The organism is Rhodoligotrophos defluvii (assembly GCF_005281615.1).
In the GTDB taxonomy this organism is placed as follows: domain Bacteria; phylum Pseudomonadota; class Alphaproteobacteria; order Rhizobiales; family Im1; genus Rhodoligotrophos; species Rhodoligotrophos defluvii.
The window spans coordinates 503,051-518,045 of the sequence record NZ_SZZM01000002.1 but is presented as its reverse complement, the minus strand read 5'-3'; the positions used below and the strand labels follow the sequence as shown (position 1 = coordinate 518,045).

Annotated in this window: 14 protein-coding genes; 6 read left to right on the top strand and 8 right to left on the bottom strand. The window is 64.7% G+C overall.

The genetic code is table 11. The annotated features are described in order from the left end of the window. Positions 1 to 47: 47 nt before the first annotated feature. Positions 48 to 1,154 carry a glycosyltransferase family 2 protein gene (locus E4P09_RS11625; protein ID WP_170984380.1) on the top strand — a complete coding sequence of 369 codons (1,107 nt, stop codon included), beginning with the start codon at positions 48 to 50 and terminating at the stop codon, positions 1,152 to 1,154. Between the two features lie 11 nt (positions 1,155 to 1,165). Here the strand turns inward: E4P09_RS11625 and bcsS are convergent, their stop codons facing one another. Continuing rightward, on the bottom strand, positions 1,166 to 1,963 hold the full coding sequence (gene bcsS, locus E4P09_RS11620; protein WP_137389757.1) for a cellulose biosynthesis protein BcsS: 798 nt from the start codon (positions 1,961 to 1,963) through the stop codon (positions 1,166 to 1,168). A gap of 413 nt (positions 1,964 to 2,376) precedes the next feature. On the opposite strand from bcsS, the gene E4P09_RS11615 reads away from it, so the two are divergent. From E4P09_RS11615 to spt, 5 genes are all read left to right on the top strand, one after another. Beyond that, a complete protein-coding gene (locus tag E4P09_RS11615) occupies positions 2,377 to 2,913 on the top strand; it encodes a hypothetical protein (RefSeq protein WP_137389756.1) in 537 nt (178 codons plus the stop codon). A gap of 335 nt (positions 2,914 to 3,248) precedes the next feature. Continuing rightward, positions 3,249 to 5,069 carry a fatty acyl-AMP ligase gene (locus tag E4P09_RS11610; RefSeq protein ID WP_239025143.1) on the top strand — a complete coding sequence of 607 codons (1,821 nt, stop codon included), beginning with the start codon at positions 3,249 to 3,251 and terminating at the stop codon, positions 5,067 to 5,069. A gap of 225 nt (positions 5,070 to 5,294) precedes the next feature. Continuing rightward, complete coding sequence (locus E4P09_RS11605; protein ID WP_137389755.1) at positions 5,295 to 6,329, top strand: NAD-dependent epimerase/dehydratase family protein; 1,035 nt, start codon at positions 5,295 to 5,297, stop codon at positions 6,327 to 6,329. Positions 6,330 to 6,372: 43 nt separating this feature from the next. Then, positions 6,373 to 6,633, top strand: a complete 261-nt coding sequence (locus E4P09_RS11600) for an acyl carrier protein (protein ID WP_137389754.1) — start codon at positions 6,373 to 6,375, stop codon at positions 6,631 to 6,633. Further along, complete coding sequence (gene spt / locus E4P09_RS11595; protein ID WP_137389753.1) at positions 6,630 to 7,853, top strand: serine palmitoyltransferase; 1,224 nt, start codon at positions 6,630 to 6,632, stop codon at positions 7,851 to 7,853. Before E4P09_RS11600 ends, spt begins: the two co-directional genes overlap by 4 nt. Here the strand turns inward: spt and E4P09_RS25915 are convergent, their stop codons facing one another. From E4P09_RS25915 to E4P09_RS11560, 7 genes are all read right to left on the bottom strand, one after another. Continuing rightward, positions 7,854 to 8,783 (bottom strand): hypothetical protein, encoded by a 930-nt coding sequence (locus E4P09_RS25915; RefSeq protein ID WP_170984379.1) that lies wholly within the window; start codon positions 8,781 to 8,783, stop codon positions 7,854 to 7,856. Continuing rightward, entirely contained in the window at positions 8,770 to 9,738 is a 969-nt protein-coding gene (locus E4P09_RS11585) for a diacylglycerol kinase family protein (RefSeq protein ID WP_137389752.1), read from the bottom strand. Before E4P09_RS11585 ends, E4P09_RS25915 begins: the two co-directional genes overlap by 14 nt. Continuing rightward, positions 9,735 to 10,997: a CDP-alcohol phosphatidyltransferase family protein gene (locus E4P09_RS11580; RefSeq protein ID WP_137389751.1), complete on the bottom strand. Its 1,263-nt coding sequence runs from the start codon at positions 10,995 to 10,997 to the stop codon at positions 9,735 to 9,737. Before E4P09_RS11580 ends, E4P09_RS11585 begins: the two co-directional genes overlap by 4 nt. 76 nt (positions 10,998 to 11,073) lie before the next feature. Further along, entirely contained in the window at positions 11,074 to 12,147 is a 1,074-nt protein-coding gene (locus tag E4P09_RS11575) for an LptF/LptG family permease (RefSeq protein ID WP_170984378.1), read from the bottom strand. After that, complete coding sequence (locus tag E4P09_RS11570; RefSeq protein WP_137389749.1) at positions 12,147 to 13,370, bottom strand: LptF/LptG family permease; 1,224 nt, start codon at positions 13,368 to 13,370, stop codon at positions 12,147 to 12,149. Before E4P09_RS11570 ends, E4P09_RS11575 begins: the two co-directional genes overlap by 1 nt. 42 nt (positions 13,371 to 13,412) lie before the next feature. Next, entirely contained in the window at positions 13,413 to 13,847 is a 435-nt protein-coding gene (locus E4P09_RS11565; protein ID WP_137389748.1) for an HIT family protein, read from the bottom strand. Positions 13,848 to 13,946: 99 nt separating this feature from the next. After that, positions 13,947 to 14,903: a metallophosphoesterase family protein gene (locus tag E4P09_RS11560; RefSeq protein WP_137389747.1), complete on the bottom strand. Its 957-nt coding sequence runs from the start codon at positions 14,901 to 14,903 to the stop codon at positions 13,947 to 13,949. Positions 14,904 to 14,995: the final 92 nt, after the last annotated feature.

Genomic DNA, 14,995 nt, shown 5'->3' with positions numbered 1-14,995 from the left:
CCCCGTCACTGCACGCAATGATTGTGATTGCATGGGGATATGCTTGGATGATTATAGAACATGCCATTGGGGAATGGCGCGATCGGCTGGACACTTCGCTGCGAGGCTCGCGCGCGGTCAGCAAACGGCTGAAGTGGGCTTTCCGCAAGAGCCCAGGCGGCCTTGCGGTGCGCCGCGCGGCACGCCGCCTCGGGATACAGCGGTCCGCAAGGGAACTGCGTCCGGTCAAGGTCCTGCCGCCGGCCGCTGCCGATGCGGTGACCGTGGTTGCGTGCATGCGCGACGAGAGCGTGCGCTTGCCGGATTTTCTACGCCATTACCGCAGCTTGGGCGCTGACCGGTTCATTCTCATCGACAATGGCTCCCGGGATGAGAGCCGCGACATCGCGCTCGATGCGCCGGATGTCGAGCTGCTGCTTGCGCATGGGAGCTATGCCCGGAGCCGGTTCGGCATAGATTGGGTGATGGCGGCGATCAGAAAGGCCGGGCTCGGCCGCTGGTATGTGGTCGTGGATATCGACGAGCTGCTGGTCTATGACCAATGCGAAACGCACGGGCTGCCGGAGCTTGCGCGGCATCTGGAAGCGCAGGGGAGCGATGCCCTTCCCACCATGATGCTGGACATGTACGGCCCGCTGCCGATCGCCAAGACCCGGCTCATGCGGGGCGCTGCCATGATCGATGCCTGCCCGTTCTTCGATACGGACTATGTGGCCGATGACCGCGCTGCCTCTCGCTGGGACACGCGACAGGAGACGATCCAATATCGCGGCGGTCCGCGGCTGCGTGCTTTCTCAACCGCCGAGAAAAGGTTCAACGGCAAGCTGGCCAAGACGCCCTTCATGCGCTGGGACCGGGCCACATTGTATCTCGATCCGCATGTGGCTTACCCGCTGCGCCGCAATCTGGCGCCGATACGAGGGTGCCTGCTGCATTTCAAGTTCCTGGACGATTTCCACCAGCGCGCGCTCGAGGCGGTTGCGCACGGGCAGCACTGGAACGGATCCTCCGAATATCATCATTACCGCCGGATCATCGAAGCCGAGCCCGATCTGTCGCTCGTCTATGACGGTTCCGCGCGCTACAGAGGGTCGCAGAGCCTGGTGCAAGCGGGACTGATGCCGCCCATTGGCTGGGGATACCCGTCACAATAGGGGAGCTCCCGTCAAAACCGGACGCCGACATGGACCGCGCCATAGGCGGACGGATCATCGAGGCCAATGTCGATCTGGCCGCCTACCTCACCGCTCAGGTAAGTTGCCTCCGCACCCCATTCCGTCAAATCGAAGCCGCCCACGAACAGGCCGGCACGGCCGTAATCATAGCCGCGCCCGCCGAAGCCGGCGAGATCCAAGCCGATCTCCATGCCTGAAGGCCAGCGGTAGCGGGGGCGGAGCTGGGCCCAATATTCCTCGACGCCGGTCACATAGCTGCCATTGAAACCCACTCCCCAGCCTCCGGTCGGGGCGCCAATGGCGCCGTCGAGGGCCAGCTTCAGGTCGTAGTGATCACCCGCGAGGTCTGAGCCCGGGTCCTTGGGAGACATCGTATAGTGGCGATAAGACGCGCCGACGAACCCGGCCAAGCGCCCCTGCCCGAAGGCAAGCTGGTATCCGCTCTCGACCTCAACGGCGTAGGCTTGGCTGTTGATGACGACGTCCTTGATCGGCGGCAGTACCACATTGGGATCAATGAGGTCGGTGCGGTACTTGAAGGCGAAGGTTTTCGCCCATACCCGGATAATGGGACCGGTGTCGTCGAACGTGCCCATGGGTAGGGCAATAAGACCCTGATACGCAAATATGCCCGTATCGCTGGCACCCGCGCCGCTCAGGGAATAATATTCGCCGGCGGTAGTCTTGGCGACCATGAGCAGGCCCAGACAGATCGACGAGAACAGACCAGTCAGCCAGAGGCTCGAAACAAACGAGCGCGCGACCCTTTGCGCCGGTGGGACTCCCATGACTGCCCCGTTTCCTGATCCTTCGTGCTGGACGCATTATCGTTAAAAATTCATTTCGATTTCTAGCTTTTGCTTTAACTCATCATCAATAATTAACGTCATGTGGATAAATAAAATCCGAACTCTGATCTTGATTTATCTCAGCCAGCTGACATTGTTGTGCCGGGCGGGGGTAAAAGCTGGTGCCATGGTCTGCTTTACAGGGCGGGACCATTGAGTGGAGGGGTTTGTCTTCAGCCGAGCTCAAGTTGCAGATGGTCCGGTCTTTGCATATCGCACCGGCATCAGCATGACGTTGGGCGAGCGGCCCCGTTCATGACAGACATTAACTTTTACGGTTTGGCTGGCCAGCCCGCCGGCCGGAGTGTTAGATGCCTTTGGCGCTTTCCGGTGGGCAGAAATGGAGCGCGACCATGAGTGGCCTCACTCCGCTGAATGCCGAGGGACGCTTGGCTAGCGCCATTCGCCAGGCGCGGCTCGCACAGGCGGATCATTTGAACGCGGTGCTCGACATCCGCGATGCCAAGCAGCTGCGCCTTTCGACCCTGCAGGCCGATCTGACGGAAATCACCACCGGGTCTGAAGCGGCCGCTTCACTCTTCGACCTCGTGCTCACCCAAGGAGAGCCCCCGCGACTTTGGATCGACGGCACCACCTACGTGGTGATGGAGCCCGACCCGCGCAGCTACCGCTTCATTCGCGAGGGGCAGGACACGCGCGAGATATTGCTCGAGACGCGCAAACGCGCGGACATGGTCGAGCATATCATCCAATACATGGCGCACCGAATCGTCGAGAGAGAGCGCAATCTGGTCGCGCGGCCGGAAAGAACCGCCACCGTTGCGGGCTATAGCGGCCTCACCCTCATCGCCACCTGGTTCGGGGGCTTCGTACTCGGGGTCGTTCTGCTGCTTGCCGCGGGCTTGGGCCTAGGATTTCTGCGCCTTTGAAGCCCTGGCGACCTGTTTCGTCGCAAGCCTTAGCAAAATCGTAACATTCTGAAACAGCTTTTGATTTGGTGAAGATTTGGCTCCTTGGTACCTATGGGGCCAAGAGCCACGCGAGCGGGGGGCTCTTAATCGTCTATTACCCCTTCTTAAGCTTAATGCTTAGGATTCGCTCGATCATGCGGCTGCCGATCGGGATATCGGCATGTCTCGCTGCACGATCGTAGCGGAGCGGGGCGGGTGAAAATTGATCCGCCGAGCGTGGGCTCGGTGGATCGAAATTCGGGCGGGATGACGTGCTGAAAATTGCCGATCATGGCACCATAGCCGGGGGGACTGTGGCAGACGCAGTAGGGGTTGTCGAAGGACGGGATCTGCTGAAGCCGACGCCCCGTTCAAACCACGATCTGCCCCAGAGATGCGGTGACTTCTCCACCTTGGCGGAAGGGCTCGACTATGCGGCCCGGGGCGTAACTGGCTTCAACTTCTATTCACCGCGCGGCCGCCTCGAGCATGTCGTGCCCTATGCACTGCTGCGGGAGAGAGCGCTGCGGACGGCGCGCCGGCTCGGCTCGCTGGGATTGAAGCGGGGCGACCGGGTGGCCGTCGTTGCCGAGACCGGGCCGGAGTTCATGGAACTGTTCTTCGGCTGCCAGTATGCAGGGCTCATTCCCTGCCCCATGCCCTACACCATGTATATTGGTGGCCGTGACGCCTATGTGGGGCGGGTGGCAGGCATGTTGCGTGCGGCTTCGGCCGCGGTGGCGGTAGGCCCGGCCGAGCTGTGCGATTTCCTCAAGGAGGCCGCCGCGAAGAGCGGCACGGCGCTGGTGCTCAGCCATGGAGAGCTCGCCTCGCTGCCGGCTTCGGATGCGGAGCTGCGCCCGTTCACCGCGGATGAAGACGCCTACATCCAGTACTCGTCCGGCTCCACGTCGGATCCCAAGGGTGTGCTGATCAGCCAGGCGGCGATCTGCGCCAATGCCCGCACCACGCTGCTCAACGGCATGAAGATTCGCCCGAACGACCGGGCGTTCTCCTGGCTGCCGCTCTATCACGACATGGGGCTGGTGGGCTTTTGCCTCACGCCGCTCATGGGGCAGGTGACCGTCGACTATCTGGCGACGCCGTCCTTTGCCCGCCGGCCGGCGCTGTGGCTGCAGCTCATGTCGGAAAACCGCTGCACCATCGCCTTCAGCCCGAGCTTCGGCTTCGATCTGGCCGCCCGCCGCATCAACGGGCAGGCCGCCGAGCTCGACCTGTCGAGCTGGCGCATCGCGGGGATCGGCGGCGACATGGTGCGGCCGGACGTGCTGGCGTTTTTTGCAGCCAAGCTGAGCGTCGCCGGCTTCGACCCGCGGGCATTCATGCCCTGCTACGGCATGGCCGAGACGACGCTGGCGATTGCCATTTCCGATGTCGACGAGCCCATCCTGGTCGACACGATCGACGTGCACCAATATGAGCATGCCCGGAAAGCCGTGCCGGTGGCCGGCGCATCGGCCGGCATGCATGGGCCGAGGCGCAGCTTTGTAGCCTGCGGGCGTCCGCTGCCGGGCTTCAACGTGGAATTGCGCGACGATGAGGGCCGCGTTCTGGGTGCGCGGGAGATCGGCCACGTCTGGGTGCGCGGCGAGTGCATGATGAGCGGCTATTTCCGCAATCCTGGCGCCACCGCCGCGGTGATGGACAGCGCCGGCTGGCTCGCGACCGGCGATATGGGCTATTGGCTGGACGGGCAGATCGTTATCACCGGCCGCAGCAAGGACCTGATCCTGCATAATGGCCGGAACATCTGGCCTCAGGATATCGAATGGGCCGTCGAGCAGCTGGATGGGTTGCGCGGGGATGACGCCGCTGCCTTCGCGGTGGAGAGCGAGACGGGGGAGGACGAGATCGTGGTGCTCGTCCAGTGCAGGCTGCATGGTGCAGAGGAGCGGGAAGAGCTCCGCCGCCGTGCCGAGGCTGTCGTGCGGCAGACGGCCGGTACGGAGTGCACGGTGGTGCTGGTGCCGCCACGCAGCCTGCCCTTTACCTCCTCCGGCAAGTTGTCGCGCGCCGGCGCCAAACGTAAATATCTGGCTGGCGAGCTGTTCGATGTGGCCAGGGCCGCTTCGCCGGTGAGCGAGGGGCGGGTGCACGCGGTGGCCGCGGAATAGGGCCGCGAGCCGACGAGAAACGGGATGGTCTGTTCCCGCTGTGATCTTTGGTTTGAGCGTGATCTCTTCCGAAAACCGGTACCCACTTTTCGGATCACGCTCGAGTCTTTGGTTGAGCGTGATCTTTTCCGAAAACCGGTACCCACTTTTCGGATCACGCTCTAGATGGAGTTGACCGCCGGATGAGAGCCCGACAGGGACGGCTCCATACATTCGGCAGATCCGATGCTCGAACGAGGACAGAGGACGTCGGAAGACGCTGCGGTTCGTCGGCCAGGGGCGGACGGCGCCGGAGTTGTCGCCATCACCGGCGGCAGCGGTTTTGTCGGCGGCCATTTGGTGCCACATCTGCTGCGTCGCGGGTATAGCTTACGGCTGCTTTTACGGGATCCCCGGCGGCTGATGGTGTCCGTGCCGGGTTTGGCGGAAGCCGGCTCGCATAACATGTCATTCGTTACCGGCGACCTGACCGATGCAGCGGCGGTGGCGCGGCTATGCGATGGGGCCGCCGGCTTGATCCACTGCGCCGGATTGCTGGCGGGCCGTGATCGCGATGCCTTCGCGCGGGTGAACATCGAGGGCACCGTCCGGCTGACACGCGCGGCGGCCGAGGCGGGGGTGCGGCGGCTGGTGCTCATGTCATCACTGGCGGCGCGGGAGCCGGCGCTGTCGGATTATGCCTGGAGCAAGCGCGGGGGCGAGGAGGCGGTGGCGGAGCTAGCCGGCGGCATGTCCTGGCTGGCGCTGCGGCCACCGGCCATCTACGGGCCGGGCGACCGCGCGACGTTGCCGCTGGTGGACCAGCTCTCTCGACGCCGGTCGCTGATTCCCGGCCATCCGGAGGCGAAAGTTTCGCTGATCCACGTGCGCGACGTGATTTCCGCCATCGACCATGTGCTGGCGGATGCTACGGTCGAGCGGGTGGCCTGCGAGATCGACGACGGCAAGCCGGGCGGATACAGCTGGCGCGAGCTCAAAGGGGTGGCCAATGGTCGCGGAGCGGGCGGCTGCGTGTTCATTCCCCGGACGGCTATGGCGGCGGCGGCCTGGGGCTGCGAGATATGGTCGAGGGTGGCGGGCGGGCCGCCGATGCTGAATGCCGGCAAGGTTGCGGAGCTCTATCACCGGGACTGGGTCTGCCGGAACAATCTGCTTCAGGAGCTCTCGCGGTGGCGGCCACAGGTGCCGTTCGCGCAAGGGTTTGCGGAGACGCTCGGCTGGTACAGGCAGGCCGGCTGGTTGTCGCAGGCGGCGGCCTAGGATAGAAGGCCAGCGGCATAAGGAGAGCGTGGAGCTGGCAGTCATGGTCGAAAGCAAGGAGCAGATCTTCGAGGAGCTCAGCCGGCTGATCGCGCCCTTCAACATCAAGGGCGTTCCGATCACTCCGGCGACGGACATCGCCGCCGACCTCAATATCGACTCGGTTGCGGTGATGGATTTCGTCATGGAAATCGAGGACCGCTTCGACATCGACATTCCCCTCAACCTCTTGGCGGAGATCCGCACCATGGACGAACTCACCCAGGTTGTGCGCGAGCGAATAGAGCGGGGCGGCTCCGCATGAGCGATCTGTTCGACAAGTACCGGGATATTGCCGGCAGGCACCGGCAAATGATGGCCATGACCGGCGGCGACAACGCGGTGGGGTTGGTGATGGAGCGCATGCTTTCGCCGACGCGCGCCGTCATCGGCGGGCGCGAGACCATCCTGGCCGGCACCAACAATTATATGGGCATCACTTTCGACCCGGACTGCATCGAAGCCGGCAAGCAGGCCCTGGACGCCTATGGCACCGGCACGACCGGCTCACGCATCGCCAATGGCAGCTATGGCATTCACCGGGAGCTGGAACAGGAACTGGCCCGCTTCCTCAAGCGCAAGCATTGCATTGCGTTCACAACGGGCTATCAGGCCAATCTCGGCATGATCGCCGGCTTGGCCGGGCCGAACGACACGGTGTTTCTCGACGCTGACAGCCATTCCTCGATCTATGACGGCTGCACCCTGTCGGGGGCGCGACTGGTGCGCTTCCGGCACAATGACGCGGAGGACCTGGACCGGCGGCTGACGCGCCTCGCCAATTCCGGCGAGGAGAAGGGTGGCCGGCTGGTGGTGCTGGAAGGCATCTACTCCATGCTCGGCGACCGGGCGCCCCTTGCCGACTTCGTGGAGGTGAAGCGGCGCCACGGCTTTGCGCTGATGGTGGATGAAGCCCATTCCTTCGGCGTGCTCGGCGAGAACGGTCGTGGGTTGCAGGAAGAGACGGGGCTGGAGAGCGAGGTCGATTTCGTGGTCGGCACATTCTCGAAGAGCATCGGCGCGATCGGTGGCTTCGGGGCAGGCGACCACCCGATGTTCGACGTGATCCGCTATGCGTCGCGGCCCTATATGTTCACGGCTTCATCATCCCCATCGAGCGTCGCAACCGCCACCGAGGCGGTGCGCAAGCTTGCTGCGGAACCGGAGCGGCGCGAGCGGCTCAGGCGCAACGCGGCGCGGCTGCACGAGAGCTTCCGCGATCTGGGCCTCGAGCTGGGCTGCCCCGTGCCGAGCCCGGTCATTGCCGTCCGTGGTCCCGACGAGCCCTCGACAATCGCCATGTGGCACAGCCTGCTGCGGGCGGGCGTCTATGTGAATATCGCCTTGCCGCCGGGCACGCCGGGCAAGGCCTGCCTGCTGCGATGCTCCGTCTCCGCAGCGCATACGGAGGAGGACATCGACAGGATCGTGGCCGTGTTCCGGGACGTGGTGGCGCAGCCGCGGCTAGCGGTTGCGGGGGAGTGATTAGCGGAAGCCACCCCGGCGGTAGAGGCGCGGCATGAGGCTGAGGGCGGCAAGCAGTGGATGGCGGCGCTGCCACTCGGTGAGATCGACCTTCACCTTGGAATGCCGCTCGATTTTCCAGGCCAGATAATCCGCACCGCCCTGGAACGTGAATGCGGCCTTGGCCAGCCGCAAGCCTGCCAGAAGCTTGCCGCGCGCCCGGCGACGCGCCCAGCGCCTGGCAGTATCGGCTGGCATCTGCCTCATCGGAGCCGTGGCCGGCGCAAGCAGGCTTGCCATGCGGTACCATTCCTCATCGGCGGCAATGATCGCGGTGCCGCGGTCACCAGGCTCGGGACGCAGCTCCGTCCGGTAGGTCTCGCGGAACGCATCCTGCCACGACACGACCGGATTGTCCGTGCTGACGGCAGCAAGCAGCCTGGCTTCGCCAACCATGGTGCTGACAGCTTGAACGACAGCATCGGTGATACGGTCGCGGACTGCCTGATCGCGCACCCAGACCAGGGCACAGGGCTGGGCAAAGCGGGCCCAGAAATAGGGATTATCCGTGGAGGGCGCGACCCAGGCCTCGAACAGGCCGAGCGGCATGGCCGCATATTTCGCGCGGAAGCGTTCCGTCCCCAAGGCGGTCTCGAGGTAATAGACATTGGGGGGCAGCAGCCGGCAGCCGAGCCGGCTGAGCGGATTGCGGCTCACGTCCCGGGTGGTCTCCGTCAGCACGTAGAGGTCGGCCAAGGTCTCGCGCGGGTCGATGCCGCGCAGGCACGAGCCATAGGCGAGGACTGCGAGCACGCCCTCTCCGTGGCGGGAGCGCGCGGTTTCGGCCAAGGCCGCGATCGGCTCCGGCACCGGACGGCTGAGTCGCGTCGCCACGAGATTGCGCAGGCTGCTATGGCTGGTCGCGTGCACCCGTGCCCTACCCACAGACATATTCGAGCTCGATGCCGGTCTCTATCCGCAACGGCCCCTCCGTCGGCGCTTCGAAGAACTCGCCGTCGATGAGGAAGATACCGGAATGCTCGAGCTCGACCAGGTTCGCCGTGAAGCTCACACAGCCGGGCGGCGGAACGGCATCCTCCTTCTTCGCATACATGATCGGCATGATGTTCCGCAAAAGTGGCGGCGGTGGATAGCAGATCGCGGTGCCGCGCAGGGGTGCGACGCCTGTTCCCCAGAACGGGCGGGACCGGAGGACCAGGCGGTCGAGTGTGGTGACCAGCAACAGCAGCTGGTCGCCGGATGCCTGGAGCGTGCCATCCGCGAACACATCCATGGGGTAAGCGCGATCGATGCGAGTGAGGTCGTCCGGGGCAGGCGCGGAGAGCAGGAACCTGGAAATGGCCCGCAACAGCGTCATGGCCGGGGCGATCTGCCCGCCAATGCCGCGGCCATTGAGCTGGCTCTGGGTTTGGCGCGCGGCTTCCGCGAGGGCGCCCGCGCCAAGGAACATGCCGTGCTGGGGGCCGCAATTGGCGGGATTGGCGGCCCGCAATGTGCAGCGCCGTTTCACTGCGGTGGCCCGGGCCAGGCGGTCGGGCACAAGCATCATCTCGGCGATCTGCCTGATGCCGCGGATACGGAAGCCGACATCGTCCGCATTCATGTTGGTGGTGCCGTGCGGAAGGAGGGCGAGCCTCGGCAGCTTTGGAAAGGGCGACTGCTCACCCAACAGCGTCTGGATCGCCTGGACGGTGCCGTCGCCCGAACTGATGAACAGGGTGTCGACGCCGGCCGCGGCCATGTCCTTCAGCACGTCGGGGAGCATGGCAAAGCGGTCGAGAACGCGAACCTGGACTTGCCGATAGCCGGCCAATTCGTGGGCCAGCGCCAATCCCTTGCCAGAGCCGCGAGCCGAAGCAGGGTTGACGATCAGGCCCACGGTCATGGCGAGGTGACCGGCTTGCGCATCCAGGAGACGAGCGGGCCGTCGCGGCGGGCCGCCAGTAGGGCCTGCGCCAGCTGGATACCGTGCAGGACGAGGCAGATGATGGTCCAAGCGGCAACCGCCAGCAGGCCCAGGTCGGGCCGGCCCACCAGGACCGAAGCGGTGAGGATGACGAGGTTGGGGTTGCGGCGGGCGGTCACCTGGCGGAACAAGGTGTCGATGGGCCGCCAGATATGGATCTCGAGGCCCAGCGCCTTTATGGCGATGCCTTCCATGATCCGCTGCAGGACATAGCCGCCGAAAATCAGAACCAAGGTCCACAGCAGCACGCCATCGGCGAGCGGCAGCCCGGCAGCACCAAGCCCAAGGCCCCAGGCAATGTACCAGAAGGGCGGGTGGACGAGGTCGATCCCGTGGTCGAAAATGTCGCCCCACTTGCTGGAGGTCAGCGTGACCCTGGCGAGCTTGCCGTCCACCGTGTCGAGGAAGGTCATCATCCATGCGGCGGCAAGGCCCAGCGCGAAGTGCCCCTCGAGGAACAGGAAGAATGCCGCGACCACCATGGCCGCGCCGAGGGTGGTGATCATGTTCGGCGTGACCCCAAGCGGGGCGATCCAGCGTGTGACCCAGAACGCAGGCACCGGCCAGAGGTGCTTGGTGACGATGTCGGTGGCGCCTTTGTAGGTTCCCATGAACATGCGCCACTCGACCGCGCGCGCGTTGGACCGGCTCACGGTCAATGCATAGGGCACCTCGCGCTTGCGCAGGGCAGACCAGAACGTGACATCAAGGTCGGCCGGAGCGCCGCGCCGGATCCCGGTGGGTGAAGCGGCCGGCTCGCTCGTGCTCTCCAGCGCCTGCTCGACGGCTGCGGCATCGCCGTGGGTGAGATGAACCGCAAGCGGCCGCATCCTCTCGGGATCCTGGGTGAGTATGAAATCGGGATGCTCGGCCAGATATTGGACCAGCGGCTGGTCGATGGCCGCATCGGCGCGTACGGCAATGACCGGCCCCGAATGGGTGGCGAGATCATCGGCCGTGATCACCCGGGTGATGCCGGCGCGGCCGAACTGCCGGATAAGCCTCGCCGCCGGGGTGAGGCCGAACAGGGCCACATCGCTCGCACCCAGCAGGCACAGCACCGGGCCAGCTGCGGATCGGGCGCTATCACTGGCCTTCGCTACCGCATCGCGGCTGTGGGCCGATGATGAGACCGTATTGCCCTGATTTTGCGCCGGGACGGATGCGGAAACGCTCATGCCGGAGCTTGCGTCCTTGTTGTTGTCGGATGGCCTTCAATACAATTCTTCAGTGATTCCGGACAAGATGCGCCGGTCACAGCGCTTCGGCCCGACTGATCATCACGCCGGCGAGGGTGGCAAAGATCAAGGGCGGCATCCATGCAGCCATCCAGGGGGGCACCATGCCGAGCTCGCCGAGCGTGACGGCCAGTCCATCGACGATGAAGAAGGCGAAACCGAGGCCAACCCCGATGGCGAACATTGCGCCCAACCCGCCGCCGCGCTTGAAACGGACGGAAAGGGGCACGGCGATGGCGATCATCAGCAGGGCCGTGACGATGCCGGTCATCCGTTTCATCAGCCAGGTCTCGTAGACTTGGGTGGGCCTGATGCCGAAGCCGGCATTCTCGATGAAATATTCGAGGTCGCGGGCCGACATCTCCTCAGGATCGCCGGAGCGGGAGCCTGCTGCCGCCGGCCGCATGAGGCCGCTATAGATCATGCGGTCGAGCCGGTTGGGCGGCAAATCCTCCTGATAATACATGGTGACGTCGCGCAGCTCCCACCGCCCGTCCACCAGTTCGGCGCTGCCGGCCATGATCTGTTCCTGCAGGATGCCCTTGGCGTCACGGCGGAAGATGATGACGTCGCGCAGGACCGTGGCCTGCGGGTTGCTGGTTCCGGCCCGGAGAATGTCGTTGCCCGAGCGCATCCAGATCGGATCGCCCTCGCCGACCTTCAGCTTCTTCTCGCCATAGTCGCCGATGCCCCAGGCGTGCAGGGTCGGAGCCGCCATGGGGATGGCATAATTGTTGAGGCCGAAGCTGAGGGCGCCGATGATCAGCGCGATCGGCGTGAGCATGCCGATCAGCCGCAGCTGCGACACACCCGTACCCCAGACCGCCACCAGCTCATTGGAGTTACTGATCTCAGTGAGCAGCAGCAGAGCGGCCAGAAGGGCGGAGATGCCAATGAAGCTCGACATGATGGTGGGCAGGCGCAGCAGCCCATAATAGGGCACAGCCCAGGCGGTCGCGCCTTTGAGGGCCAGAATGTCATTCACGTAAGTGATGACGTCGAGCGTCACGACGAAGAGGGACACGCCGATCAGGATCATGGCGAACCTGACCGTGAACATCCGCGTGAGCATCCTGGCGAGGGTGCCCATCAGCTGCGCTCCGCGGCAGGCTTTGCGCGCCTCAACCGGTTGCGGATCCAGTCTGCGAAGCGGTCGACGAAAGGCTCGAGCCATTCGGACGGCACGGTGAAGCAGGCGCGGTAATAGCGATAGCCGGCGAACACGGTCAACAGAGCGAAAGGCAGCCACAGGGTCAGGTAAGGCGATGCCCGGCCGACCTGCACGATGACGGCGCCCTGCTCGATGATCTCGTGATAGGCGATGAGGATGATGAGGGCCACGCCGAAGCGATAGGCGCGCATGCCGCGCCGGCGGCCCAGGGCGAAAGGCACCGCAAGAAAGGTCAGCACCGGAATCGACAGGATGTTCACCAGGCGCTTGTGGAGCTCGGCCCGCATCCGGGCGGGGGTTGTTCCCGAAGGCACTGCCGTTGCCGGATCGATCAGCTCCGGAAGGGTAAGCTCACGCTCGTCTTCGCCGCGGCTGCGGAAAAGGTGCTCAGCCGCGCTGCCGAGCGGCGTCTCGCCCACTGAGAATTTTCCGACCACCTGCCGTGGGGTGGGGTCCGCCGGGTTGCGGTCCGGCCAGCCCTCGACGCGCAGACGGTGGCCCTGCTCGAGGCGGAGCACCGGGCGCACCTCGCCCGGCACATCGACCAGCTGTCCGCTCTGGGCCGTTATGGTTTCGCTGCCGCGCGCGCCCAGGTCCTCGAACAGGAAGATGCGCTCGAACTTGCGGGTGCCGCGCTCCAGCTTGTCGAGGATGAAGGTGCGCTGGCCCGCCTGCATGAAGACGCCTTCCTCGGCCAGGTAGAAGACATCGACATTCTTCACCGAGAACAATACCGCGCGATAGGCATAGCGGGCATGTGGCTGAGCCCAGCCGAAAATCACGAGCGAGGCAAGCATCAGGCCGACCGCAAGGATTACCACGGGGCGCACCAGTTGGTGCAGGCCGATGCCCGCGGCCAGGAAAGCATCGAGCTCGCTGTTGCGCGACAGCTTGTTGAAGCCGAACAAGAGGCCGAGAAAGAGGGCGGCGGGCACCGCCAGCCCGAGATAGTGGGGCACAAGGTAGGCCAGCATCTCGAACACGATGGCGAAGGAATTCTTCTTCCCCAGGGTGAAATCGAGCAGCCGCACCAATCGCTCGGCGAGCAGCACCATGAGCCCGATCGCCATGGCGCCGATCAAGGGGCCCGAAATCTGGCGCAATATATATCGCGAGCCGATGAACATATGCGCTGCATCCATCGCGAGCGGCGCGCTCGCGCTATTCCTTCATCGCGCGACCGGTTAGTGCTCTGCCCAACAAGCCTTGAGCGCGTCGACCAGCTTGTTGCGCAGCGCGGCATGCGGCGTGACCGCCGCACCGAGATCCGGCACCGCGGGCCAGCCCTTGTCGGCAAAGCTGACGCCTTCGAAACTCTGAGGCGCCTGGTAGCGCGGCAACACGTGAAAATGCACGTGAGGGTCAACCATCATCAGCATGAGGTAGTTGATCCGGTCATAGGGGCGGAAGGCCTTGAGGCTTGCCTCGATGTCGCGCGTGGCTATGCCGAGCTCGGCATAGGCCGGCGGAGGCAGGGCGCCGAAGGCCGTCTCCTCGCCTTTGCGGGCTAGAACCAACGCGCCAAGGGTCGCCTGCGCCGGGCGCAGCAAAACGCACCAGTGCTCATATTCCTTGATCAGGGTGTCTGGGAAACCGAATTTGATGATCGTCGCGTTCACTGGCCCACCATTCCTATGCGCTGCGCAGGCAGACCATACCGCCTGATGATTGTTCTGGCGAGGGACAAGGTGCCGTAGGCACGCAGCCGGGGCCGTGCGTCAGCTGACCGGAAGCAGCACCGGATCGCGGGGCTGCTCGGCCGCAGGGTTCATGTCCAGGCGGAAACTCTCGGTCTCGTGGAAGCGGCCGCTCGCCTCATCGAAGCTGCGCACCGTGACACCGCACTGCCATTGGCCCTTTGCGCGGCTGATGCGATAGCAGTACCAGGCGGCGGGTGGCTTGCCATGGCGGCCCAGCGCCGAAGCCGATGGCACGCCCACCACCTGGACGGGTCCGGTCCGCGAGAATACCTGGCGCAAGGAATGCTCGTGATTATGGCCATGCAGCACGAGCTCGGCGCCCTCCCGCTCCAGGACGTCGCGCAGGGCGGCGGCGTCCTCCAGGGCCTTGCGGGGCGAGTTCATGCCGGGCAGCGGCGGATGATGGATCAGCACCACGCGGAAGAAGCCGCGTTCCTTGAGCATGGGCAGGATTTCGGCCAGCCTGTGGATCTGGCGGGCACCCAGCATGCCCGAAGCGACCAGCATCGGGGTGGGCACCGCCGTCGAAAGCCCGATGAGCGCCACGTTACGCCGGGTTCTGATAAAAGGAAACGGCGCATTGTCGATCTGCTGCTTGCCGAGCGACAGGTCTCCGGTGAAATAGTCCTGCCACAGCCCGAGGCCCTTCTCCCAGCGAACCGGCACATAGGCATCGTGGTTGCCCGGCACGATGGTAACGTGGTCGGGCGTGCCGAGGCTTGCCAGCCATTGGGCGGCCGCCCTGAATTCCGACCGGGTGGAGATATTCACCAGGTCTCCCGTCACGGCCACGTGATCCACTTGGGCGCGCCTGATGTCCTCCATCATCGCATCGAGCACCTCGCGGCGGTGAATGAAGCGGCGGCGCCTGATCCAGGACTGGTGTCCGTAGAAGCGCTTCGTGGCGAGGTCCTTGAGGCGCGGGGCCTTCAAGGGTGCGAGATGCGGGTCGGACAAGTGCGCCAGGGTGAACATTCAGTTAATAGGGCCGGCTGAATGGCGTTGACAGGTGGGCGGTGCGGTGCGATCTCAAGGCCGATTTTCCGGTGGTTGTATCAGAAAGGTAG

Bases quoted from the DNA above. Each gene is read 5' to 3' on its own strand.
- E4P09_RS11585 (WP_137389752.1), bottom strand. From the start codon at position 9,738: ATGACCGTGGGCCTGATCGTCAACCCTGCTTCGGCTCGCGGCTCTGGC.
- E4P09_RS25915 (WP_170984379.1), bottom strand. From the start codon at position 8,783: ATGTCTGTGGGTAGGGCACGGGTGCACGCGACCAGCCATAGCAGCCTG.
- E4P09_RS11615 (WP_137389756.1), top strand. From the start codon at position 2,377: ATGAGTGGCCTCACTCCGCTGAATGCCGAGGGACGCTTGGCTAGCGCC.
- E4P09_RS11605 (WP_137389755.1), top strand. From the start codon at position 5,295: ATGCTCGAACGAGGACAGAGGACGTCGGAAGACGCTGCGGTTCGTCGG.
- E4P09_RS11600 (WP_137389754.1), top strand. From the start codon at position 6,373: ATGGTCGAAAGCAAGGAGCAGATCTTCGAGGAGCTCAGCCGGCTGATC.
- E4P09_RS11560 (WP_137389747.1), bottom strand. From the start codon at position 14,903: ATGTTCACCCTGGCGCACTTGTCCGACCCGCATCTCGCACCCTTGAAG.
- E4P09_RS11570 (WP_137389749.1), bottom strand. From the start codon at position 13,370: ATGGATGCAGCGCATATGTTCATCGGCTCGCGATATATATTGCGCCAG.
- spt (WP_137389753.1), top strand. From the start codon at position 6,630: ATGAGCGATCTGTTCGACAAGTACCGGGATATTGCCGGCAGGCACCGG.
- E4P09_RS11575 (WP_170984378.1), bottom strand. From the start codon at position 12,147: ATGGGCACCCTCGCCAGGATGCTCACGCGGATGTTCACGGTCAGGTTC.
- bcsS (WP_137389757.1), bottom strand. From the start codon at position 1,963: ATGGGAGTCCCACCGGCGCAAAGGGTCGCGCGCTCGTTTGTTTCGAGC.
- E4P09_RS11580 (WP_137389751.1), bottom strand. From the start codon at position 10,997: ATGAGCGTTTCCGCATCCGTCCCGGCGCAAAATCAGGGCAATACGGTC.
- E4P09_RS11625 (WP_170984380.1), top strand. From the start codon at position 48: ATGATTATAGAACATGCCATTGGGGAATGGCGCGATCGGCTGGACACT.